Source organism: Bradyrhizobium sp., from assembly GCF_036735945.1.
Taxonomy (GTDB): Bacteria; Pseudomonadota; Alphaproteobacteria; order Rhizobiales; family Xanthobacteraceae; genus Bradyrhizobium.
On sequence record NZ_DAINNI010000021.1, the window covers coordinates 20673 to 41961 of the forward strand.

24 protein-coding genes and 1 pseudogene are annotated in these 21289 nt (G+C 63.5%); 5 read left to right on the plus strand and 20 right to left on the minus strand.

The annotated features are described in order from the left end of the window. Window positions 1–1046 precede the first annotated feature (1046 nt). Window positions 1047–1181 (minus strand): hypothetical protein, encoded by a 135-nt coding sequence (locus tag V7E26_RS10250; RefSeq protein ID WP_324415373.1) that lies wholly within the window; start codon window positions 1179–1181, stop codon window positions 1047–1049. A gap of 38 nt (window positions 1182–1219) precedes the next feature. Then, the gene (gene groES / locus V7E26_RS10255) at window positions 1220–1534 is read right to left on the minus strand and encodes a co-chaperone GroES (RefSeq protein WP_324415375.1); all 315 of its coding nucleotides are present in this window, start codon (window positions 1532–1534) and stop codon (window positions 1220–1222) included. Between the two features lie 324 nt (window positions 1535–1858). Here groES and V7E26_RS10260 point away from each other — a divergent pair, with 324 nt between their 5' ends. Beyond that, window positions 1859–2188: a hypothetical protein gene (locus tag V7E26_RS10260; RefSeq protein WP_442893385.1), complete on the plus strand. Its 330-nt coding sequence runs from the start codon at window positions 1859–1861 to the stop codon at window positions 2186–2188. A gap of 604 nt (window positions 2189–2792) precedes the next feature. Beyond that, window positions 2793–2987 (plus strand): hypothetical protein, encoded by a 195-nt coding sequence (locus V7E26_RS10265; protein ID WP_324415377.1) that lies wholly within the window; start codon window positions 2793–2795, stop codon window positions 2985–2987. Between the two features lie 472 nt (window positions 2988–3459). On the opposite strand, the gene V7E26_RS10270 is transcribed toward V7E26_RS10265, so the two are convergent. The 5 genes from V7E26_RS10270 to V7E26_RS10290 all read right to left on the minus strand — a co-directional run bounded on the left by V7E26_RS10270 (window position 3460) and on the right by V7E26_RS10290 (window position 7957). Beyond that, window positions 3460–4077 carry a hypothetical protein gene (locus V7E26_RS10270; RefSeq protein WP_324415379.1) on the minus strand — a complete coding sequence of 206 codons (618 nt, stop codon included), beginning with the start codon at window positions 4075–4077 and terminating at the stop codon, window positions 3460–3462. Window positions 4078–4214: 137 nt separating this feature from the next. Beyond that, entirely contained in the window at window positions 4215–4907 is a 693-nt protein-coding gene (locus tag V7E26_RS10275; protein ID WP_324415380.1) for a hypothetical protein, read from the minus strand. Between the two features lie 42 nt (window positions 4908–4949). Next, a complete protein-coding gene (locus tag V7E26_RS10280) occupies window positions 4950–7223 on the minus strand; it encodes a 2OG-Fe(II) oxygenase (protein WP_324415382.1) in 2274 nt (757 codons plus the stop codon). 63 nt (window positions 7224–7286) lie between these two features. Beyond that, a complete protein-coding gene (locus tag V7E26_RS10285; protein ID WP_324415384.1) occupies window positions 7287–7712 on the minus strand; it encodes a type II toxin-antitoxin system VapC family toxin in 426 nt (141 codons plus the stop codon). Further along, complete coding sequence (locus V7E26_RS10290; RefSeq protein WP_324415386.1) at window positions 7700–7957, minus strand: type II toxin-antitoxin system Phd/YefM family antitoxin; 258 nt, start codon at window positions 7955–7957, stop codon at window positions 7700–7702. Before V7E26_RS10290 ends, V7E26_RS10285 begins: the two co-directional genes overlap by 13 nt. Window positions 7958–8035: 78 nt before the next feature. Here V7E26_RS10290 and V7E26_RS10295 point away from each other — a divergent pair, with 78 nt between their 5' ends. Then, a complete protein-coding gene (locus V7E26_RS10295) occupies window positions 8036–8215 on the plus strand; it encodes a hypothetical protein (protein ID WP_324415388.1) in 180 nt (59 codons plus the stop codon). A 96-nt stretch (window positions 8216–8311) separates the two neighbouring features. Here the strand turns inward: V7E26_RS10295 and V7E26_RS10300 are convergent, their stop codons facing one another. The 6 genes from V7E26_RS10300 to V7E26_RS10325 all read right to left on the minus strand — a co-directional run bounded on the left by V7E26_RS10300 (window position 8312) and on the right by V7E26_RS10325 (window position 12776). Then, entirely contained in the window at window positions 8312–9424 is a 1113-nt protein-coding gene (locus tag V7E26_RS10300; protein WP_324415390.1) for a murein L,D-transpeptidase family protein, read from the minus strand. Window positions 9425–9577: 153 nt separating this feature from the next. Further along, complete coding sequence (locus V7E26_RS10305) at window positions 9578–9970, minus strand: type II toxin-antitoxin system VapC family toxin (protein ID WP_324415392.1); 393 nt, start codon at window positions 9968–9970, stop codon at window positions 9578–9580. Further along, window positions 9967–10197 carry a FitA-like ribbon-helix-helix domain-containing protein gene (locus V7E26_RS10310; RefSeq protein WP_324415394.1) on the minus strand — a complete coding sequence of 77 codons (231 nt, stop codon included), beginning with the start codon at window positions 10195–10197 and terminating at the stop codon, window positions 9967–9969. Before V7E26_RS10310 ends, V7E26_RS10305 begins: the two co-directional genes overlap by 4 nt. A gap of 65 nt (window positions 10198–10262) precedes the next feature. Then, window positions 10263–10940 (minus strand): nitroreductase, encoded by a 678-nt coding sequence (locus V7E26_RS10315; RefSeq protein WP_324415395.1) that lies wholly within the window; start codon window positions 10938–10940, stop codon window positions 10263–10265. A 280-nt stretch (window positions 10941–11220) separates the two neighbouring features. Continuing rightward, window positions 11221–11859, minus strand: a complete 639-nt coding sequence (locus tag V7E26_RS10320; RefSeq protein WP_324415397.1) for a 2-dehydro-3-deoxy-6-phosphogalactonate aldolase — start codon at window positions 11857–11859, stop codon at window positions 11221–11223. A gap of 2 nt (window positions 11860–11861) precedes the next feature. Beyond that, the gene (locus tag V7E26_RS10325) at window positions 11862–12776 is read right to left on the minus strand and encodes a 2-dehydro-3-deoxygalactonokinase (RefSeq protein WP_324415399.1); all 915 of its coding nucleotides are present in this window, start codon (window positions 12774–12776) and stop codon (window positions 11862–11864) included. Between the two features lie 214 nt (window positions 12777–12990). Between V7E26_RS10325 and V7E26_RS10330 the strand changes: the two genes are divergently transcribed. Beyond that, on the plus strand, window positions 12991–13983 hold the full coding sequence (locus V7E26_RS10330) for a tripartite tricarboxylate transporter substrate-binding protein (RefSeq protein WP_324415401.1): 993 nt from the start codon (window positions 12991–12993) through the stop codon (window positions 13981–13983). A gap of 44 nt (window positions 13984–14027) precedes the next feature. Here the strand turns inward: V7E26_RS10330 and V7E26_RS10335 are convergent, their stop codons facing one another. Then, a complete protein-coding gene (locus tag V7E26_RS10335) occupies window positions 14028–15020 on the minus strand; it encodes a Bug family tripartite tricarboxylate transporter substrate binding protein (protein WP_324415403.1) in 993 nt (330 codons plus the stop codon). Window positions 15021–15273: 253 nt separating this feature from the next. Next, window positions 15274–15582 carry a hypothetical protein gene (locus V7E26_RS10340; protein ID WP_324415405.1) on the minus strand — a complete coding sequence of 103 codons (309 nt, stop codon included), beginning with the start codon at window positions 15580–15582 and terminating at the stop codon, window positions 15274–15276. Between the two features lie 248 nt (window positions 15583–15830). Between V7E26_RS10340 and V7E26_RS10345 the strand changes: the two genes are divergently transcribed. Continuing rightward, window positions 15831–16025 (plus strand): hypothetical protein, encoded by a 195-nt coding sequence (locus V7E26_RS10345; protein WP_324415407.1) that lies wholly within the window; start codon window positions 15831–15833, stop codon window positions 16023–16025. A 165-nt stretch (window positions 16026–16190) separates the two neighbouring features. Here the strand turns inward: V7E26_RS10345 and V7E26_RS10350 are convergent, their stop codons facing one another. The 5 genes and pseudogenes from V7E26_RS10350 to V7E26_RS10370 all read right to left on the minus strand — a co-directional run bounded on the left by V7E26_RS10350 (window position 16191) and on the right by V7E26_RS10370 (window position 21215). Beyond that, window positions 16191–16766: a hypothetical protein gene (locus V7E26_RS10350; protein WP_324415409.1), complete on the minus strand. Its 576-nt coding sequence runs from the start codon at window positions 16764–16766 to the stop codon at window positions 16191–16193. 92 nt (window positions 16767–16858) lie between these two features. Further along, window positions 16859–16936 (minus strand): annotated as a pseudogene (locus V7E26_RS10355) (AsnC family transcriptional regulator); the annotation flags it as partial. A gap of 86 nt (window positions 16937–17022) precedes the next feature. After that, the gene (gene recQ / locus V7E26_RS10360) at window positions 17023–18882 is read right to left on the minus strand and encodes a DNA helicase RecQ (protein ID WP_324415411.1); all 1860 of its coding nucleotides are present in this window, start codon (window positions 18880–18882) and stop codon (window positions 17023–17025) included. After that, complete coding sequence (locus V7E26_RS10365) at window positions 18882–20261, minus strand: vWA domain-containing protein (RefSeq protein WP_324415413.1); 1380 nt, start codon at window positions 20259–20261, stop codon at window positions 18882–18884. Before V7E26_RS10365 ends, recQ begins: the two co-directional genes overlap by 1 nt. Window positions 20262–20267: 6 nt before the next feature. Next, window positions 20268–21215 (minus strand): AAA family ATPase, encoded by a 948-nt coding sequence (locus V7E26_RS10370; RefSeq protein ID WP_324415415.1) that lies wholly within the window; start codon window positions 21213–21215, stop codon window positions 20268–20270. Window positions 21216–21289 lie beyond the last annotated feature (74 nt).

Below are 21289 nucleotides of genomic sequence, written 5' to 3' on the forward strand. Positions count from 1 at the left end.
GGGTACGAGCAGGCGTCGGACACCTCCGGCGCCCGTCTCCGCCGGGCCCCGAGGGCGCCCGGACCGCTTATCGCGGCAAGAAAAAACTAGCAAATCGCCTTTTGGTTTCAAGTAGGAAATCGGGAATTTTTGTCCGAGGACTAACCCATGGTTACCGAGCCCCGGAGCACGTCTTCAAAGTTAGGCAAAGCCAACGAGGGGGGAAACGTTTCAGGGGCCCTACCGGAGGCGCGTAGCTGCGTCGGAAAACGCCGCGGCAATATCGTGGCTGGGTTTCGATCGTCAGGCGTGTAAACGCTGCAATTCCGCTTCGGCCATTTCGACCAACCGGGTGAGGCGTTGGCGATGTTCTGCAGCGAGATCCTGAGATTTAAGAAGTAGCCTGCAATGCTCGATCACTCGGCGCTGGCTCGCAGCCAGGAAGGATGGGACGCTGCGGGGCCGCTCAAACACAGGCGCCTCCGGCGGTAACCGGACGCTGGTCAGTACGTCAGACATGATCGAATAACGAGGGGGCCGGTTAGGGGATGCGATCTGCGTAATCGGTCGGAGATCGCATCCCGGTGAGTGAATGAAACTAGCTGATTGCTGGTCTCTTGCTATCGCCGTCTTCCGGCATGAGCTTGATTCCCGATGGGTCCAGGATCGGTGAAAGCAGGATGTCCACCTTCAGCGTGTTCACCCCGGCACCCCACTTCAACCAGGGCATCGAATCCAGATACGGGATCGGCGGCAGCGCGATCGTCCCGAAGGTGTTCCCCGACTTCGGCTTACTGCGCGGGCATCCACCCCCCAAGCCGCCAGCGACGGCAGGGTCAGGACCGCTGCCATCGAGGCCGTGAGAATCCCCCGGACCACGCGCTGCCCGAAGGCTTGTTTGCGTTGCTCCGCACGAGCGGAGACAATGGTTTGATCACTGATCATCTCATCCTCCAATCGGTCGAAAACTGATCCAGGCAATCGTCCCGAAGCTCAACGCGAACATGAGCCAATCCAGAACGATCGACTTGGCCATACGCGGCCTTCCCTGAACTGGTGTGTTCATCTCAGGCTCCTTCGTTATCGATATCCTTTTGTCGTTCGACGACGAGGGGAGCCCGGCCTCTAAGGCCGCGCTCCCCGACGCGCCGCAGCATGCGGTCGCGGGCTTCGGTCGAAAACTTCACGTCCTTGGCAGCCATGATTTTATTCTCCTTTCCCTTCGATGACTGTCAGCTTCTCAAGCGGCCTTCTTCAGCGAGCCGGTCTTTTCGACCACGCCCAGAAGATCGCTTTCATTCATGATCAAAAGATCCTGGCCTTCGATTTTCACTTCGGTGCCAGACCATTTTCCGAACAGGACACGGTCGCCAGGCTTTACGTCGAGCGGGACCAGTTGCCCCTGCTCGTTGCGCGCACCAGGCCCGGCGGCGATCACCTCGCCCTCCTGCGGCTTCTCTTTCGCGGTATCGGGAATGATAATGCCGCCGGCAGTCTTTTCCTCGGCATCGATACGTTGCACGACCACGCGATCGTGCAATGGACGGAAATGCATGAACATCCTCCTTTACAGTTCAGCGATGTCATAAGCCCGGCGCCAAACGGCCCCCGGGGCGAAAACGACTTGGGAGCAGCGAAAATCAGGTTCAAGAGGGCAGGTGAAAATTTTTCAAACCCGGGTCAGGCGCTATCCGGACGCCGGAGGCCAAACTGACGACGTCGGCTCATCCGCGAAACACCTGGCGAATAACGACGGGCAAAGAGCTCTGCGCGTGCGCCAGCCTTGAGGCACGGAATTATTCAGCCCAGCCTTGAAAATTGCCGCCGTTTTTCTAAGTGGATTTTTGTCCTCGAAACGAAAGGAGTTGGGAGGAAGGACATGACGGATATGAACCGACATTTTGACGAGAATGTCTATGACCTGAACGCCATTTTGCATCCCGGCACAGTCTTCGATCACCCTCGGGATGTCCTGGCTGACGCAACGCTTTCGAGAGCCGAGAAACGGGCGATCCTGGCATCCTGGGCTTCCGATGCTGCCGCGGTGACTTCGTGCCCCAGCCTGCGGGCGATACCTGGGACAAAGAACGTCGTGTCGATCGACGATATCCTGGAAGCGCTTTCCAGTCTGGATCACTCGCCGCGAACGCCACCCGGCGGCAAGCCGGCAAGGCTGAAGTCGACCGACCGAGTTGCGATGGCAGCTTGATCGACCCTCACCAAGGAGAGGAGGTGAGCAGCGCTATTTGAACGTCCCGAAATTGGAGCACTGTTCAGGATGATGGGTTACCTTCTAAGCACGATTTTCATCCTGACTGTCCTTATCGGGGGTGCAGCCGCGCAATTCCATCAGATCTGGAACAAAATGTTTCTGGCGACGTTTCGGTGACGCGCGGCCATCGCCCGCCGTTCACAACGGCGCCTGTCGCGGATAGCCAAAGGTCTTCGGACCCGCTGTTATTCACCCACTAGCGCTCGCGCGGATAGCCAAAGGCGATGGCTGCGGTTCGTCGATGATTTCAAACTGCGATGGATGACCCCTACTACGATCTGATTTTAGCCATGTTTGCATTGGCGGTCACTGCCGTCATGCTCGTGGCGGGCGAACTTTACCTCGTGACAAGGCCCGAGCCACCGGAGACCCTCACGCCGCCGGCCTCGATAGTAACATCATCCATCCGGTAACTTGGTAGCCTGCACGTAACGGCGGAAACGCGGCGGCCGATTTTACAGAGAAAAGCTGACGCCCCGCGCCGGCGGGGCCTTCTGAGGGCTACGATAGGTGAGACAATCCTGACCCGACGAGGCGAGCAATGACTGACTTGGCTAAGAAAGACCTGGTGAACGCGCTAGCCGCGCTGGTTAAGGAGCGCAGGATGTGCGCCCAGCTTCTTTCCAAACCCTATGAGCGTGGCACTTATGAAGCCACGATGGCGCGGTTTGTGGAATTCCAAACGGCGATAGAAGCCGTAGAGCGCGCCCTTGTATCGGAAGCTGACTATCCCTGACGCGAGCGCTACACGATCGGCAGAAACTGACCGCGAAGCTGGACAAGGCTTCTTCATGACGTCGACCACCGACCGCCGACTGAAATTGATGGGGCTAGAACTTGGATGAGCTACCATCGGATGCGCCGTTGGCTAGTAGCCAAGACCGTAGGTTCCCACGTGCTGGAATGAAAAACAGCTATTACATCAAAGGGGATTGACTGACACTCTCTCCGCCAGCCACGCGATTTTCGACGCCAGGCTACGATAATCTTCCATCCAGTTCGCTGGCAGAACTCGAACACGCGGCAGGTCCATTCCTTTCGCCTGCCAGATGGTGGTCCTAGATACGCTCCGACTCCTATGAAATATATAAATATATATGGAGTTTAAGCGCCAACCATGAGCCGCCGCCCGGCCTATCGCAACAACGACGCGAGTCCGAAATGCGCAACTGCGGCGGCTATCTGCAGCCTGACACACACGGACTGCCTCAGGCAGCCGTCTCGAAACCGAAGCCGTCGTCGCCGAGATGCTTCTGCAAGTGCTCGACCCGGCGCCGGATGAGGGCCGGGGTGTCGCTTGGGCCGGGAATATAAATCGGCCTGCCGTCGCGACCGAACCGGAAAGCCGCGTCGCTCGCGTCCGCACTGACGTTGCCGAAAGCCCTTTCCACCGAGGCGAAGTCCTGATGCGGCGCGAAACCGATCGATTGCGACCACTCGGCAAGGTCGCGAAGCAGTTTGCGGGCGTAGCTCGGATCGACGGGCACCATAGGGGACGCGGCGGCCGAGGCGTTCATATACAGTTCCAAAATTTCACGATCGATCGTTCTGAGCATCACGTCCTTGACGCCAAGGCAGAAGACGTCGATCAGAAACAGACTCATTGCGAAGCGATCGGACGTGGCGCCGCGCGCCAGAACTAGTGTCCCCATGCCGATGTCGAAGATGTCCTCTGTGAGCAGGCAGCGTTGAATAGGCGCCTGGGCCGCGCGCAGCGCGCGGGCCGGGAGACTTGCTTCGAACGCCTCCGCTTTCCGCTTGGCGGCCACGAGCTGTTTCTGCCGTTGCGCCTTCTTGGCTCGCTTCTGCGCCATGTTCGTCGCCATAATGTCTTCCTTTGCTGATTCGGCCACTGTTAGGATTTTAGCAGTGACGAAGTCGTCGAAGTCACGGCGGCGGGACAAATAAATCTAGGAACAAGTCTCCGAAGTTGTGCAATGGAGGCAAGAAGGTTCCGGTTGCATTATTGCGCATCCGCCAGAGCCTGCGGCTCGACCAGCAGACCCTGTCGTTCGTAACGGCCACGGGTCCTGCTGAAGCGCACGACGACGGCATATCGGCTGCTGTTCGTTTTCGCGCGCCGCGTGAGCACGGCATCGCCCGCCGGCAGGTACTCGAGATCATCGAGACCAACACAGCGCAAGCAGGCCGGACCGGGTGTCTCCATCATCAATAGACTGCCGGAGCCGCCGCACCGATGGCATGTCCAGTCGTCGTTCAATGGCTGGATCACCACCAGCTCCGGGGCGCGGTTGGCCTTCTGCGCCAGACGCTCGCGCTTCTTCTCTGAAAGCTTCGGCGAGACCCAATGGGTCCGATAGGACGCCTCAATCGAAGCATTTCCGCTCCGGCTGAAGCGCAGCGTCTGACGGCGCGGCGTGCGCGCGACATAGGCCGTCGTGCTTGCGGTCAATCCCCGGCCCGTCGCCCAGGATCGGAAAAGCTTCATCGCTTCGGAGATGCGCGGCAGATTGCTCCGGATGACCCGTTCCAAGCAATCAACCTGCCCGCGACGCCAGCTCTCCACCGCTTGCGGGTCAAGCCACCTGATTCCGATGAGTACGTCGATCGCGCTTACAAAATCCCGAACGGCAAGTGCCGCTTCGGCCGCCTTGGCGACGCGATCGGCAAGTGGAACCTTGTTTTTCCGGCTCATTCTGCAGTCGGACTCACTGTTCGGTGCGATGCAAGGCCAACATCATCCACCCAGCGCCGATACATGCTCTAGATCCTGCCGGCGCTGCTTCGCGCGCCGTTCGTGGCTGGCCTGGTTCTTGGTAGCGACCACCGTATGGGGACTACCGTGCCTTTCCGTCGTGAGATCAAGGTCACATGCTGCGCTTCGAACGCTTTGCTCGACATGGGTCCTCCGGTCCTGGACCGCCTTCAGGCGCCATTGCTGTTGATCCGGCGCAACCAGGAAGGCGCCGAGTCCATGGCAGTCGGCGCACGTGCATTTCAGCGGGTTGGTTCTGGTCCAATCCCGTGGTGCGTCCAGCGGCTGCGCGATGCGCTGGCGGAGATGGTCGAGGGCGGCCTCTCGAAGCCGCCCCAGCGCCGGCCAAGCCATGCTTTCCACCAACTTGGCAAACGAGAGAGCAGCGGGGACCAGCACGTCATCCGGCCCATATGTCTTCGGCCGAGCCAGCAGGTGCTCGATCGCACGCGTCGCGAGGCCCACCTCGATCCGGCTCGTCGCCGTCAGAAGATCTACGACGAAACCCGGCTTCACCGGCTTTGGCCGAGCCCAAGTACCTGCGTCCGCCCGCCCCATCGCGTCACCCGGCAACGCATCAATCAAGGCTGTGCCGATCTGCTCCAGGTTGCCCACCGCCCCCGCCGGCGCCGAGACGCAGTGCGAGAGCAGATCGCCGCAGGCGCTGAGATTGGCCGGAGCGTTACGCCGGACGATCCGGACCAATATCTCCGTTGCACGCGCGGTGGGAAGAAGGGCGACGGCGCGAACGATCGCTCCATTGTCGGACGCGGCGTAATGGCCTTCGGCCGACAGCTCGGCGAGAAATGTATCGATGCGTCCCACGTTGCCAAGCCGGACTTGTAAATCGAGCATCCGGCCAGCATCGGCGTCATCGTCCACCCGCCACGGCGAGCGTGGCCAGGAGCGCAGCATGTGCCCCGAGAGCTCATCGGCTTCGCGCCACAATGGCGTCTCGATCGATGTGTTGCTCGTCTCCCAACGCACCGTGAGATCTTGGAGATACGGCAGCGTCGTGCCGAGGCCGGCCTGGTTCAGCACCGCGAGCCTTCGCGCTGCCGGCCACAATACGAAACCGGCGCGGCGATAGGTGCGCTCGAAGGACGCACCTTCATTGCCCGTCGCCTCGTGAAAATGCTGCTCGTCCGGCGTCAGATTCTCGAAAGCATCGGGCGGACATAGTTCGTCCTCGTCGAAGGGAAAATCGCCGAACCCGGCCTCGCCGCCGTCTGGACGCCGCCACTCGGACAGGATCAGGGCCCGGTCGAAGACCTCGGAAACCTCGAACCCGTCTTCATCTTCGTCCTCCTCCTCGCCTCGACTCCAGCGGCGGCGACGGCCGTAATAGAGGGCATGTTCGGCGCTGCCACTCTCCTCGACCGACACGAGGGCAAGGTGGAGATCGCAATCCGCTTCCGCGGCGGCCCTGACCAGCACGGACGCCACGCCCGCATCGGCACCCTTGAGTGCACTGAACGACAGCTCGGCTGGCGTATAGGCGTGCTCCAAGGGCAGAATCAACTTATCGGGCTCGTCCTGAGCGCTCGTCCAGTTCCGCAGCAATTCCACCACTCGCCCGTGCTCCGTCCGATAGTCGGGTGCCTTCAGTGCGCGCCCCTTGCCGATGAAACGCAAATTATAGACGAGGGTCAGGCGACATCCCGTTTCAACGGGACGCACCTCATGCACGCAGTCGGCATAGAAAGCCGCGAAGCCGATCTCCGACGGCTCCTCCGGACGCAGGTCGAGCACCACCTCCCGGCCGAGATGCTTGACGATCAACTCGCCGCCGCTATGGGCCGAGGGCAGCACGAGCACCAACGTCGCGAACATGCCGGGAACCTTCTCGGTATCGCGGTGGTCGATGAAAAAGCTGCCGGTATCGTAGACAAGAAGCTTATAGAAGTCGGCCGCAACCGGATCGCCCACACCGAGCCCGTGGGCCATGTCGGCGACCAGGCCGGCCAAGGTCTTGTCCCAGTGACGCCCTCCGATCCGAACCTTGGCGGTATCGACCTGCCGGGTTCTCCGGACTTCGCGATCGACCACCGTCTCCTCGCCCCGCCCATAAGGGGCTGCCTGCGCGATTGCGACGAGCTGCTCGGCTTGGACGGGCAGGATCGGAAAGGCGAGCCTGCCCACGCCCTCGACGTCGATCGTCGGCATGAAGATTTCGCGAATTCCGCCGACGCAGAAGTCGCCGGGACGCTCAACGGATCGCAGGCCGTTGAGCAACTTGGCACCGATCGACGACATGATAATTCCCCGGCAAGCTTGATGGCGTTTCGTGAGTGATCGTCAAGTCAACGTGCTAGCCCTTCAAGAAATGATGCGCAGCGAACGCACGCGCGAAAAATCGCGGTCATGCGTCGCCAGAGCGGCTGCGTTGATCGCCAGCGCGCTGGCTGCTTGAACGGCGTCTGCGAGCTTAAGGCGGAGTGACGCCCGCAGTCTCGCAGCGCTTTCCGCAATATCGACATCAAGCGCAATCGGTTGCCACGATTCGAGGATCGCACGGTAACGCCTCGCGAGCGCGTCATCACCTGCCTGCAAAGGCCCGCCTAGCACTTCGGCGATGGTAATGGTCGTTACGGCGAAGCGCAGGCGCCCAGTTCCGTGGGCTTCGAACAGCGGCTTGAAGCGCGGCCCGAATTTCGAGTGTCCCTCGAGAAAATAGATGACGGGTGCCGAATCGACGAGAACCAGAGCACCCTCCGGCAGATCCGAGAGATCTAACGGCTCCATTCGTCGCGCAGCTTTCGAAGCGTGCGGGTACTATTCTTTCCCCATAGACCGCGACCGGATCCTGAGACGGGCATCAATGGCTGCTGGCGAACGGCAGCGCCATACGCCTCGATTGGCACCAATGCTGCGACTGGACGGCCATGTCTGGTAATGATTGTCGAACGGCCCTTCTCGGCTGCCTCGAGAAGATCCGGAAGCTGATTGCGAGCTTCTTCCGCGCCCTTGCGCAAGATGGTATTCACCATAATGTTTGCCTCCGGAGCAACCGTACAGCACCGTACGGAAGTAGTCAATGACACGCGGCCGCCAGCCCGACCGGGAAAATGACGACAAAGGACGCCACCACGGCGGCAATGATCCCCTCAATACGTTGCCTTGCGGAGCCGCCCGATGGTTCCTTCAAGCCGCCGACCGCAATTGAAGCTTGGGTGAGCCGCGATCAGCTTGAGACCGAAGGGTCGAACTATCGGCAAAGCCGGCAACTTGAGCTGCTGCCGGTTTGATGGACACCGGGATTAGGTGTTTTATCAAGCCGGAGGTAGGCCATGCAGAGACGGAAGTTCAGTCGCGAGTTCAAGATCGAGCATGCGGACTAGAGTTTAGCACCGGCCCCACGGAGAGTCGGCACGAGCCGCATCACACACAATCGTTTTGGAGAACGAGCCACCAAACCATCTGCTCGTCAACGAGCCATCCTTGTCGATCCAGGGCACCGGCGGCAATGTCGGCAGGTAGGATGCATACGGCATCACTTTCGCAAGCGTCACCCTGTACGGAAACCGAGCGAGGAAAGCCTTGTTCATTCCGCCGTCAAGTCCGCTGTATTTCGGGGCCGCCGGCACGTTGTCTTCAACCAATTTCGCGTAGGCGCGCTCGTCGGCGCGCCGTTTTTCCTGCGCCTGCCGCGCGATGTCCGGATTGACGACGAAGGGGGGACATTTTTCGGTCGCGTTGAACACGAGCGGGCGCGGCGAATTCGCCGGTGGTTGCGCATCGAATACATAGCGGCGGTTGCACACGTCTACCCTGGGTTCGAGTTGCGTCGTCTCGAAGTGGTCGTTGCCGACCTTGAGCATTTTCCAGAAGGCCAGGTTGGGACTGTTTCGGTGCCGCGCCAGATTCGCCGGCGTCAGGCGGAACGGATAGGCCTGGACCTGGAACGACGGCCGGCCGCTGAGGGAGTCGCGGGCCAGCGAATAGATTTCGCTGATCTGTTCGTCGGTCATGGCATAGCAACCGGCCGACAGGCAGTCGCCGTGGATCATGAGGAAGCTGCCGCTGCGTTTGTTCGCTCTGTCAAAACTGTTGGGGAAGCCGAAGTTGATTGAAAGATGGAAGTTGGAGTTGGGATTCATCAACTCGGGCGTGATCGTATAAAACCCTTCCGGCGCCTGCCGGTCGCCCTCGTACAATTTCGGCCCGAGATCGCCCGACCACCGGCAGATCGGATAGGTCTTGAGGATCTGAAAGCGGCCGGCCGTGTCCTGTTTCCAGACTTCGAGCTCCGCCTCTTCCTTGAACAGGCGCACGACGATCGGCGAATATTTCGGCATCTTCTTCTGCTCGAGCAGCGCGAGCAACTCGGGCGGCAGCTCCTGTGTTGCCTTGGCAGGCAACGGTGTGCGGCTTTGCCCAAGGCACGTGACCGGCGTCATGCCTGCGGCAACCGCCGCCGCCAGCACAAGTGAATGTCGGACCATCGCGCGGATCACTGCTGTAGCTCCAGCCCTGGTCCGGGATGTCGAAAATTCCTGATCTTGCGATAAGCGTTTACTGACACACTCTCCCCCGGATCTACGCTGCCGCGCCACCCCGGCAGCCTTCGGCCAAACGACGGCCCGCTGCCAGGCGTCTCTCCAGGGCGGTCATACCAGTTCGATCCTGGCATGATGGCCGGCCGCGGCGGCGAGGCGTTGGTCGCGGGTCAGCAGCGGCGCGTCGAGCGCTTCGGCAAGGGCGACGTAGACGGCATCATAGGCGGTGAGATTGTTTCGCAAATCCCAGACCCGCGGCAAAAGGAAATCATGCGGGTATCGGCGAAACGGAAAGTCGGCGAGGTCGGCGAGAGCCGCGCGACCGCGTTCGCTGTCGATCTCGCCCTTTGCCGCATAGCGGCGGATGACCTGCGCCACTTCGACATCGAGCAGATGCGGCGCATGCAGCGTCTGTCGGGGCGCGAACAGCCGCTCTTCCACTGCCCGTGCCGCCGGTGTGCGGAGTAGCGCCTCGAGCAAGGCCGAGGCATCGACGACGATCACTGGCGATCACGTTCAGCGCGGATTGCCTGAACCGGTGACACCGAGGGGGTCATTCCGGGGCGGCGCTCCAGGCGCGCACGCAATTCATCGAGCGTCGGCCGCTCGGCGACCTGGCGAATCTCGCTGAGCAGGTAATCGGACAGCGACATGCCCGCCAATGCCGCGCGCGATTTGAGCCGACGGTGCAGCGCGTCCGGAACATTGCGAATTTGGATCATCGCGGTCATGTGCAAAACATAAACACATGTGGTGCACATGTCAAGGTCGCGTCCGCGTTGCGCGTAGACGCCCGCTACGTCTCGAACCCGACAAACACCGTCGCTTCCTCGACCGACTTCCGCTCCGACACCACCGCGTTCGCCGGAAAAGTCTCATCCGGCCAGCCCAGCGCGATGCTTTTCATGATGACCTGATCGTCGGCGATCCCTGCGTGCTCGCGCACCACGGGGGATTGCATGATGCCCTGGCTGTTGATCACGGCGCCCAGCCCGCGGGACCATGCGGCATTGACCAGCGCGGTCGCCACGGCGCCGCAGTCGAAGGGCGTGTCGTCGCTGCCGTCGAGCACGCGGTCATAGGTAATGATCACGCAGACCGGCGCGTCGAATTGACGGAAGCCGCGCAGCACCCAGTCCTGGCGCTTGTCCTTGTTGTCGCGCTCGATTCCCATCGCGGAGAATAACTGCTTGGCGACGCCGACCTGCCGGTCGCGGTGCTTGCCTGCAAAGGCCTGGCCCGTTCGGAACTCGCGCGACTGCGGGATGCCCGCCACCATCCGTTCGGTGTTGCCGGCGCGGATCCGATCCAGCGGTTCGCCAGTGATGACGTAGAAATTCCAGGGCTGGGTGTTCATCGACGACGGAGCGCGCATCGCCAAGCCAATGATTTCCGCGATCAGTGCCTTCGGCACCGGATCGGGTTTGTAACCGCGGATACTCCGGCGACCGAGAATAACATCATCAAACTGCATTGGCGTGGGATTCCCTGACGAGTTCTGAAACAGCCCGGATTTTCGCGGTTCCTGCACCCTCGCGCAAGCGGCGGCGTGTCCTCAACGGTCTGGCCACGCGGAACATGATCGCGCCAATATCGCGCGCACGCATTCGTTTAGCGAAATCCGGGAGGATGAAATTGTGCCGCTGAGTTGCCCGACGTGTCAAGCTTTCGGTCCAAACAGTCGGCTGCGGCGGCCGCCGGCTACTGTGCATGGGGTTGTTTTCGATATTTTTGTGGGAGCCGCGGCGAGCCGTCTACTTCACCGACTGAATCGCCCGATCATACGCCTCGATCGTCGCGCTGGCGCGATCGGCGACCTGTGCGGCGCTCATGCCGGGCTTGTAGAGGCTGCTGCCGAGACCGAATGCGGTGATGCCGGCCCTGGTGTAGTCGGCAAAGTTTGCATCGGAGACACCGCCCACCGCGGCGACCATCATGTCGGCGGGGAGCACGGCGCGTATCGCGGTGATGCCCGCGGCGCCGAGCACGCTTGCCGGGAAGAATTTAAGGCTCGAGGCGCCGGCGCTGGCGGCCAGCAGCGCCTCGGTCGGGGTGAAGACGCCGGGCATCGTGACCATGCCGCGCGTCCGGGCGCTGGCGATGATTTCGGGATCGACGTTCGGGGAAACCATCAGCCGGCCGCCGACCTCGTGCAGCTTTGCGACATCGTCCAGCGTCAACACGGTGCCGGCGCCCACCAGGACGTCCGCGGGCGCCCGCCTGACGGCGATCTCGATCGAGCGGAACGGGTCCGGCGAATTGAGCGGGATCTCGATCGCCGTCATGCCGCCCTCGATCAGCACGTCGACGATGGCGGCCGCTTCCTCAGGCTTGACGCCGCGCAGGATCGCGACCAGCGGGCGCTTCATCGGGGGGAACGGGACAGTGCTCATGTTCATATGCTCCAGATCGTGGCCGCGGCCATCGAAAGGCCGCGCCGGGTCGCGTCATCAGCCTCGACGGATCGGACGGCCACGGACATCGTGTCAAACGCCAATTGATAGAGCCGCCGAAGCCGCCCCGACGCCACCAGCGTGACGCCGGCACCGGCCGCTTCGCCGGCCAGCCCGGCCGCGAGTTCGAGACCGATCAGCGTCCCCGAGATTCGTTCGCGGGCTGCGGCGGGCGTGCCGCCGTAAAGGAGCTGGCCCGATCGCACCTGAAACAGCCGGTTGGCGGCGAATGCCGGCCGCTCGAATGCGGCTGACACCGCGGATTTGAAGGCGTCGATGTCGATGGCTTCATCGGCGCCGGCCACCGCATGCGCCAGGATCGTCTCGCGCGCGATTGCGCCGAACAGCTCGCCGGTCATGAAGGTGGCGAAGCGTTCAACGGTGCCGCCATTCACGCTGACCCATTTCGAATGCGTGCCCGGCATGCAGACGAGGGCATCGGCAGCCGCCTGGGGGCCGAGCACGCCGAGCAACTGCGTCTCCTCGCCACGCATGACGTCGGGCGCGCTGCGGTCCCGCTGCGCTATTCCCGGCAGGATACGAACGTCCCGGTCCTGTCCCGGCACCGTGACGGCGTGCTGCAGGACCGATGCGAGCGGCGCCGGCGTATCGACATAGCCGGCTTCGACCCATCCCTGCCGCGCGCCGGCCATGCCGCAGATGATCACGGGCAGCGCAGGCAGAGCGCCGACGGCTTCGAGATGCGATTGCAGCACGGCTGCGAAGCCGGGCTTACTGGCCGCCATCATGCCCTCGTCGCTGCGCCGCTCTCCCAGCACGTCACCGGCGCGGCCAACGAGCCAAAGCCGAAAGCTGCTCGTGCCCCAATCGACCGCGACATAGGCCGCCTCGCTCATTCCAGGTCCGTCCCGATTATTTGTGCCTTGCGGCATGGTACCACGCCGCTCTGCCGGCGAGCTATGCTCGGCTGCCATTGATTTGGAGATGCGCAATCAGCATGATCCGGGGGGTGTGGGGCGCGGCCGTGGGCTGCGGCCCGGCTTTGCCAATGAGCATAAGTCCGCGACCAGGCGGCATAGCAATAAAAGCAAGATCCGGGAGGACGCCGTCGTGAACAATTTCCCCCTCAAGAGCGCGCTTATCGGCCTCGGCCTTCTCATGGCGGCGGTCGCGCCGCAGGCCCAGGCGCAATCGACTGCGAAGACGATCACGCTGGTGGTGCCCTTCGCGGCCGGTGGCGGCACCGACACCGTCGCGCGCCTGATCGGCGAGCGGATGTCGCGCACGCTCGGCCAGACCATCATCATCGAGAATGTCACCGGTGGCGGCAGCACGCTGGCCAACGATCGCGTCGCGCGGTCGACGCCGGATGGATCGATGGTGCTCATCAACCACGTCGCGCTGCTTGCGGCGCCGAGCCTGTTCACCAACCTCAGATATGACACCACTACCGCCTTCGAGCCGGTCGGACTCGTCAACAATGCGCCGATGATCCTGGTCGGCCGCAAGTCCATACCCGGTGAAGGTCCGAAGGATTACGTGGCCTGGATCAAGGCGCAGCGCGACAAGGCGAACTTCGCGCATGGCGGGATCGGCACCAACAGCCATTTGTGCGCAGTGATGATGGGTAATGTGCTCGGCTTCAAGCCGACGGTGGTGGCCTATCGCGGATCGGCGCCCGCGATCGCCGACCTGCTGGCGGGGCAGATCGACCTGTTGTGGGACCAGTTAACCAACGCGCTGCCGCAGGTCCAGGCCGGAACGCTGCACGGCATCGCCATCACCTCGCCGCAGCGGCTCGAGCAGGCCAAGGATGTGCCGACCACCGCCGAGCTCGGCATGCCCGAAGTCAGCTACACGATGTGGCACGGGCTCTATGTGGCGAAAGGCACGCCGAAAGCGACCATCCATGCGCTGAATGCTGCGCTCCGTGCCGCGCTGTCCGAACCGGAACTCGTGGAGAAGCTCAAGCAGCTCGGAACGCTGCCGTTCCCGAATGACGAGCTGACGCCCGAGGCGCATGCGCGCCTGTTCGCCGCCGACCTGCCGCGCGTGGCAAAGCTGATCGAAAGCTCGGGGATCAAGGCGAGCGAAGCGAAGTAACGGGCGCGGCCGGAAACCGCAGGCTTCCGGCCGCAACGTTCGGATCAGTCGAGCTTGACGTTGGCCTCGGTCACGACCTTGCGCCAGCGTTCGACTTCCGCGGAGACCATTTTCGCGAACGCAGGTCCGGTGACGTCAGGCACGTCGGTGCCGTTGCGTTCCCAGGCCTCCTTGATCGTGGGCGTCTGCATCGCCTTCTGCAGTTCCCTGGTCATCTGCTCGACGATCGCCGGCGGCGTGTTCTTCGGTGCGAACACGCCGTACCAGGTCGACACTTCATAGCCGGGAAGGCCCGCTTCCGCAGCGGTCGGAACATCCGGGAAGGCCGGCACGCGTTTCGGTGCTGCGACCGCGAGCGCGCGCAACTGTCCGGCGCGGACGGGGGCTGCCGACGAACCGAGCCCGTCGAACACGACGGGCACGTGGCCGGCGATCAGATCCTGCATCGCAGGGCCGGCCCCGCGATAGGGCACGTGCTGAATGTTGGTCTTGGTCAGGATCTTGAACAGCTCGCCGGCGAGATGATGCGTGGTGCCGGCGCCCGCCGAGCCGTAGTTCAACTTGCCCGGATTGGCCTTGGCATAGGCGATGAACTCGGCCAGCGTCTTGGCCGCGACCTTGTCCGGATTGACAACAACGATCTGCGGCGGCCGCGCCATCAGCGCCACCGCGATGAAGTCCTTCTCGATGTTGTAGTCGAGATTGGGATAGAGCGAGGGCGCGATCGCATGATGCGCCGCGCCGATGAAGAAGGTGTAGCCGTCGGGCGCGGCCTTGGACGCCGCGGATGCGCCGACGGTGCCGCCGGCGCCGGCGCGGTTTTCGATCAGGATGCGCTTGCCCAGTTGGGTATCGAGCTGGGCCGCGAGCGGGCGGGCAAAGGCGTCGGTGCCGCCGCCGGCCGCGAATGGCACGATGAAGGTGACCGCCTTCTCGGGCCATGCCTGAGCCTGGGCTGCGGTCGGGGCCTGGGCGGCCACGGCTGAGATCACCGCCAGAAGTGGCAGCATGGCATGGCGGATAGCGCTTGGCTTCACGAGATTTTCCTCCGGCAATTTGTGGATTGGCGTCCGCATCGGCGACGCGATTGTTGCTTGCAGTCCCGGTTCCGCCGCTGGCGGGCAGGGCGCGACAGGCCCTAACGTAGGCAAGACGCCGGGCGCGATCCATTGAAATGAGCGGTCAAACCGGCCGCAGCCCCGGGACGTTTGGTCGCGCTCTCCATGGGCCGCAGTGCGCCCGCCGGGCGGCTCACCGTCGGCCGCTGCTCGCACTCAGCGCGGTGAACGCCTACCGCGAATTGCTGCCGCGGCCTTGTGCGGTCTGGGCGATCCAGGTGCCCCAGCTGATGCTGGCGAGGCTGCGCTGGTCGGTTGCAAGCGGGCGCCGGGTCTGCCGTTCGTAGGCGGCGATGATGTGCTGCGACTGCCGGATCTTCTGCTCGAGCTCGGCAATTGTCGTATGGGTCTTGCCGACCCTGCTTGCCTGGGCGGGGTCGCCCACCATGAATCGCGACGTCTCGATGCTCCGCAAGGTCTCGCGGAGCTTCTTGAGCTGGGCCCGGTGCCATGCGATCGCGCTGTCACTGTCTACCGGCATGCAAAGCCTCCTGATTCGCGGCCGAATCTAGCACGCGTGGGGCAAGTTGGGCCAAGGGGAGGCGCCGGCGCGGAACCCGGCCCACGGGTTTTGCACGTGAGGGACGGTCGATTCCCGATTTCGGCCGTATTTTGCCTTCGAAGCGACCGCCGGCGAGCCTTCAAACAACAAACTTGCATGGCGATCTGTGCAGAGCGCGGTCCCCTTATCGGCCTGGCGGCAGAATGCCGGGAGCCATGGAGTGTACGATGGGCGAAGCTGAGTTCGAGCGGGTTGTCGATGCCGTGCGGAAGGAAGTCGCGCTCGCACCGGTGGTGCATGGGATGACGGGATTGCGCGCGTTCGACTGGCGGGCAAAGGCCCCCGGCAAGCCGGTGTCCGGGCAGCGCACTCCTGCGTCCCGGATCCGCCGCGTCGGCGAGGGACGCAAGCGCTACAGGTGAAGCGAGGCCGGCGACGGTAAAGCCGGCATGAAGCCAATCGCTCGACTTTGACCGATGTCCTCCACGTGTCGGGAGGAATTTGAAGCTAGCCTGAACATGTCCGCGTATTCGCGAGCCATGCGTGGATCGACACTGGCCGCCGTCGGTTTACCGCCGGCGGCCCTTTCATTTCACATCGTCGAACGGCGACACCGCGGGACTGCCGACACGCATCCGCTTGATGCGGCGCACCGCCATCGGCGCACCATCGGACTGATACTTCAGCTCGTACTTCTTGCCGTTGCCGTCCACCGCGGTGCAGGAGATGGAGGAAAGCTCCAGCGTCACGAAGTTGCCGATCTGCGTGCAGAGGCCGGCAGTCGCTTCGACTGACGGCACCGGGAGGCCATCGACCTTCGGCCTGTACTTGGATTTCAGGAGCATCCGGTCGATCGGCAGTTCGTACAAATTGGCGTCCGGCCGGCGTCCATTGTCGCCGGAAAAGGTGATGGTGTGGCTGTCGTCGCTGGGGTCGTCGAGCGCGACGGTGAAATTCGCCCTGCCTTCCTCGGTCTGGAAGAAGGCCACGGCACGGCAGGGAAAATCCCGTCCGGCGACCTTGAACGTGCTGCACTTGCCGGACATCATCGCGAAGATGATGGTGTCGGGCTCCGGCCGCGGCAGTTCGTCCGAGGCGCCAGCCGGCATCGCGGCAAGAATGGCGGCAAAGGCGACAGCCTGGCGGAGCAATTGGATGGTCATACCGGGTTGATAGGATATCGGGCGCCGGGTGACCAGCGTCTCGCAGGGTTCCAGGAGCAGCGGGGAGCGAATCTCGCGCCCTCCGAACGGTATCAGAAATCGAGCGGCGCGTTGTCGACGACCTCCTTCATGACGAAGAAGGTCCGGGTCTGGCGAACGCCGGGCAGCGCCGTTTCAGCCGGCGCGGCATTGGTCAACCGCCCGCTATTCTGCAGCAAAAGCAATATCTTGAGGTCGATGCGGTCAAGCCCTCCGGTCACGAAGGAAAGGCTGAGCGCACCAGCGCGAGCAGTTCGTCACCGTAATGTTCGAGCTTCTTGTCGCCGATGCCGGGGACACCACGAAGCTCGTTCAGCGTCGACGGCCGCGCGGCGGCGATGCCGTCGAGGGTGGAATCGTGCAGCACGACGTAGGCCGGCACGCCGCGCTGGCGCGCGATGTCCGAACGCCATGCACGCAGCGCGGCCTGCAGGCCCGCATCGGCGGGTCGTGTATCGGCGCGCGGCGCCAGGTCGTCGCGCCGCGATTTGGCGCGGCTGGCGCGAATGCGCGTGCCAACCGGCATCTCGCGCAGCATGATCTCGGTCTCGCCTTTCAGGACGCCGCGCGAACTCTCCGTCAGCTTCAGCGCGTTGAAAGCCTCGCTGTCGGCGCGCAGATGCCCCATCGCGACCAGTTGGCGGATCACGGCGCGCCATTGCTTCTCGTTGAGGTCGCGGCCGATGCCGAACACCGACAGCTTGTCATGGCCGAATTGCGTGACGCGCTCGGTCAGCCGGCCGATCAGCACGTCGATCAGGTGCATGGCGCCGAAACGCTGCCCGGTGCGGTAGACGCAGGATAACAGCTTTTGCGCGGATACCTTGCCGTCGCGAAGCTGCGGCGGCGACAGGCAGTTGTCGCAATTGCCGCAATTCTCTGATGTGACGGCCTCGCCGAAGTAGCCGAGCAGGCGGCTGCGCCGGCAGCCGGCGGTTTCCGCCAGCGCCACCAGCGCATCGAGCTTGCCGATCGACACGCGCTTGAATGCATCCGAGCCGGTGGACTCGTCGATCATGCGGCGCTGCTGCACGATATCGTTCAGGCCATAGGCCATCCAGGCGCTGGATGGCTTGCCGTCGCGCCCGGCGCGGCCGGTTTCCTGATAGTAGGCCTCCACGCTCTTCGGCAGATCGAGATGCGCCACGAAGCGCACGTCCGGCTTGTCGATGCCCATGCCGAACGCGATGGTGGCGACGATCACGACGCCGTCCTCGTTGATGAAGCGATCCTGGTTGCGGGCGCGAACGCCGGCATCGAGCCCGGCATGATAGGGCAGCGCCGGGATGCCGGCGTCGGCCAGCCCTCGGGCGACATCCTCGACCTTGGCGCGCGACAGGCAGTAGACGACGCCGGCGTCGCCGGCGTGGCGCTCGCTGATGAAGGCCCTGAGCTGGGCCGGCGCATTCTGCTTCTCGACGATTTCATAGCGGATGTTCGGGCGGTCGAAGCTCGAGATGAAACTCGGCGCGCCATCGAGTCCGAGCCGGGCCACGATCTCCTTGCGCGTCATCTCGTCGGCGGTCGCGGTCAGCGCGATGCGCGGCACGTTCGGAAAGCGTTCGGCGAGGACGGACAGGCCGATATATTCGGGACGGAAATCGTGCCCCCATTGCGAGACGCAATGCGCTTCATCGATCGCAAACAGCGCGATGTTGCACTGGCCGAGCAGGTTGAGGCAGCGCGGCGTCAGCAGGCGCTCGGGCGCGACATAGAGCAGGTCGAGGTCGCCGGCGAGCAGCCGCCGCTCGACTTCAGAGGCCTCGTCGAACGACAGCGTGGAATTCAACGCGGCCGCGTTGACGCCGGCTTCGAGCAGCCCCGCGACCTGGTCGCGCATCAGGGCGATCAGCGGCGACACCACGATGCCGCAGCCTTCACGTAGCAGGGACGGCAGTTGATAGCACAGCGACTTGCCGCCGCCGGTCGGCATCAGTACCAGGCAGTTGCCGCCGTCCGTGACATGTCGAACAATTTCTTCCTGTGCGCCGCGAAATCGCGGCAGGCCAAATACCGAGTTCAGCACGGACAACGCATCGGGGGCGTCGTCGCGATGAAGGGATGCAGGAGAAGACATTACTGATAGCTCGCCACGATGTCAGACACCGCGCGCTCCAGTTGCTGCGCGGTGGCGCATTGGCGGACCACCGTGCAGAAGGTGGAGTAGCGCGGCATTTCCGAGTCGCCCCAGCCCCAGGCCATGCGGCCCTCGGGGTTGAGCCAGACCAGCCGCTTCGATCGCTCGGAGATGCGGCGCAGGATGTCGGCGCGCGGGTCGAGGTTGTTGCTGCGGGCGTCGCCGAGCACGATCACGGTGGTCCGCGGTGTCAGCGCGCTCATCCATTCGTCTTCGAAATCGGCCAGCGAGCTGCCGTAGTCGGACGAGCCGAAGCCGACCTTGGACATGATCTCGGCCATCGCCTCTTCCGGCGATTTGGATTCCAGGATATCGCTGACCTCGATCAGGTGGCCGGAGAACGCAAAGGATCGGACGTCGTCCACGACCTCGTGCAGGCTGTGGATCAGAAGCAGGAAGAAATCCGAGACGCGCGCCACCGAGCCCGAGACGTCGCAGAGCGCCACGATCTTCGGCTTGTCGCGGTGCCGCCGCTTCCATGCGGTGAGAAATGGCACGCCACCCCAGGCGGCGTTACGGCGGATCGTGCGGCGGACGTCGAGATGGCCGCGGCGCTGGCGCTTGCGCGGCTTCGAGTAGCGTTCGCGCAGACGGCGGGCGATCTGGCGGATCAGGTGGCGCATCTGCTCGACCTGCCGCGGCTCGATCCGCGACAGCGGCGCGTTGCGCAGGATTTCGTTGCGCAGGTTTTCCGCTTCCTCGCGCCCGTACAGCATCAGCGCCTGCGAGACCGTGTCGCGGACGGTGCCGCGCAGCCCGTCCAGCGCATTGGTCAGCCGCTCCGCCAGCGCCGGGTTGGTGGCGGTGAGATTGTCGAGATCGTCGCGCAGCCGCTGGATGCCCATCTGGTCGAGGATGCGGCCGGAGAAGATGCCGCGCTGCGTGAAGTAGCGAATGTCGGACAGCGCGGCCGCATTCGCCGCATTGGCGACGGCCGCGGCGATCTCGTTGCGGTCCCGCGCCAACAGCATCTCTGCGAGCGGGCCGAGCCCCTCGGCCTGCTGGTCGCCACCGCTGCTATCGGCTGGCGAGTCCGAGGCCGAATTGGACCCGGACGAATCCTGCTCGTCCGCCTTGCCGTCCTCGGGCGTCTGCTGCCCGGGCTCCGGCTGGTCGAAGAACAGGTCGAAGCAGTCTCCGAGCGCTTTCTTCTCGTCCTGCGTCTTGGCGAGCGTCAGCAGAAACGTGTCACGCAGGATCGCGCGGTCGGTGAAGCCGATCCTGGAGACGGCCCGCATCGCATCGATGCTTTCGGCCGGCGAGAGCCTGACGCCTGCGCCCCGCGCCGCACGAAAGAAGCGATGCAGGTTCTCCCTCATGCGCCGTCACCCAAAGACGCCTTGACGCGACGACTTGGCGATGAAGGTGGAGACCTGCGGCATGGTGGCCTCGATATCGGCCTCGTATTTCAGGAGAACGTTCAGCGTGTCCTTGACGATCTCATGGCCGAGTTCGGGCGCCTGCAGCAGCACCAATACGCGCGCCCAGTCGATGGTCTCGCTGACCGACGGCAGCTTCTTGAGGTCGAGCGTGCGGACTTCGTTGATGAAGCCCACCATCTGCCGGCGCAGCGTCTGCGAAATGCCCGGCACGCGGCTCTCGACGATCCGCTCTTCCAGCCTCTGCTCGGGGAAGCCGATATGCAGGTGCAGGCAGCGGCGCTTCAGCGCATCGCCGAGATCGCGCTCGCTGTTCGAGGTCAGGATCACGGTCGGCGGGGAGACCGCGACGACCGTTCCGAGTTCCGGTATCGTCACCTGGAAGTCGCTGAGGATTTCCAAGAGCAGCGATTCGAACTCGGCGTCGGATTTGTCGATTTCGTCGACCAGCAGGACGCAGCCGGCCGGCTGCTCCAGCGCCTGCAGCAGCGGGCGCGGCTCGACGAATTCCTTGGAGAAGAACACGTCGCCGAAATCGTGAAGCTGGTTCAGCGCCGCTTCCAGCGTCGGCGCGCCGCCGAGCACTTCGCCCAGCTTGTCCTTGAGGATCTGCGTGTACAGCAGCTGCTTGGCGTATTTCCACTCGTAGAGCGCCTTGGCCTCATCGAGCCCTTCATAGCACTGCAGGCGGATCATCTTCATGCCGCGCCAGGCGGCGATCGCCTTCGCCAACTCGGTCTTGCCGACGCCGGCCGGGCCCTCGACCAGGATCGGCTTTTCGATCTGCTGCGCGAGGTAGACCGCGGTCGCGATCTGCCGGCTCGCGATATAGCCTTGCGCCGCAAGGCCGCTTTCCACTGCTTCGATGGAGGCCGAAGGGCCGAGATCAGCCACGGGGTTTCAACTCCGAATTCGATAGATTTCGGAGTGTTCTGCCCGCGTTCCCGGCAAAGAACAAGCGCCGTTTG

Excerpts from the sequence above, each read along its gene's own strand:
- V7E26_RS10310 (WP_324415394.1), bottom strand. The coding sequence starts at position 10,197 with ATGACCGCGATGATCCAAATTCGCAATGTTCCGGACGCGCTGCACCGT.
- V7E26_RS10250 (WP_324415373.1), bottom strand. The coding sequence starts at position 1,181 with ATGGCTGCCAAGGACGTGAAGTTTTCGACCGAAGCCCGCGACCGCATG.
- V7E26_RS10295 (WP_324415388.1), top strand. The coding sequence starts at position 8,036 with ATGACGACAAAGGACGCCACCACGGCGGCAATGATCCCCTCAATACGT.
- V7E26_RS10365 (WP_324415413.1), bottom strand. The coding sequence starts at position 20,261 with ATGAGGGAGAACCTGCATCGCTTCTTTCGTGCGGCGCGGGGCGCAGGC.
- V7E26_RS10260 (WP_442893385.1), top strand. The coding sequence starts at position 1,859 with ATGACGGATATGAACCGACATTTTGACGAGAATGTCTATGACCTGAAC.
- V7E26_RS10285 (WP_324415384.1), bottom strand. The coding sequence starts at position 7,712 with ATGGAGCCGTTAGATCTCTCGGATCTGCCGGAGGGTGCTCTGGTTCTC.
- V7E26_RS10315 (WP_324415395.1), bottom strand. The coding sequence starts at position 10,940 with ATGCAGTTTGATGATGTTATTCTCGGTCGCCGGAGTATCCGCGGTTAC.
- V7E26_RS10345 (WP_324415407.1), top strand. The coding sequence starts at position 15,831 with ATGGGCGAAGCTGAGTTCGAGCGGGTTGTCGATGCCGTGCGGAAGGAA.
- V7E26_RS10350 (WP_324415409.1), bottom strand. The coding sequence starts at position 16,766 with ATGACCATCCAATTGCTCCGCCAGGCTGTCGCCTTTGCCGCCATTCTT.
- V7E26_RS10280 (WP_324415382.1), bottom strand. The coding sequence starts at position 7,223 with ATGTCGTCGATCGGTGCCAAGTTGCTCAACGGCCTGCGATCCGTTGAG.
- V7E26_RS10340 (WP_324415405.1), bottom strand. The coding sequence starts at position 15,582 with ATGCCGGTAGACAGTGACAGCGCGATCGCATGGCACCGGGCCCAGCTC.
- V7E26_RS10265 (WP_324415377.1), top strand. The coding sequence starts at position 2,793 with ATGACTGACTTGGCTAAGAAAGACCTGGTGAACGCGCTAGCCGCGCTG.
- recQ (WP_324415411.1), bottom strand. The coding sequence starts at position 18,882 with ATGTCTTCTCCTGCATCCCTTCATCGCGACGACGCCCCCGATGCGTTG.
- V7E26_RS10320 (WP_324415397.1), bottom strand. The coding sequence starts at position 11,859 with ATGAGCACTGTCCCGTTCCCCCCGATGAAGCGCCCGCTGGTCGCGATC.
- V7E26_RS10290 (WP_324415386.1), bottom strand. The coding sequence starts at position 7,957 with ATGGTGAATACCATCTTGCGCAAGGGCGCGGAAGAAGCTCGCAATCAG.
- V7E26_RS10325 (WP_324415399.1), bottom strand. The coding sequence starts at position 12,776 with ATGAGCGAGGCGGCCTATGTCGCGGTCGATTGGGGCACGAGCAGCTTT.
- groES (WP_324415375.1), bottom strand. The coding sequence starts at position 1,534 with ATGCATTTCCGTCCATTGCACGATCGCGTGGTCGTGCAACGTATCGAT.
- V7E26_RS10270 (WP_324415379.1), bottom strand. The coding sequence starts at position 4,077 with ATGGCGACGAACATGGCGCAGAAGCGAGCCAAGAAGGCGCAACGGCAG.
- V7E26_RS10275 (WP_324415380.1), bottom strand. The coding sequence starts at position 4,907 with ATGAGCCGGAAAAACAAGGTTCCACTTGCCGATCGCGTCGCCAAGGCG.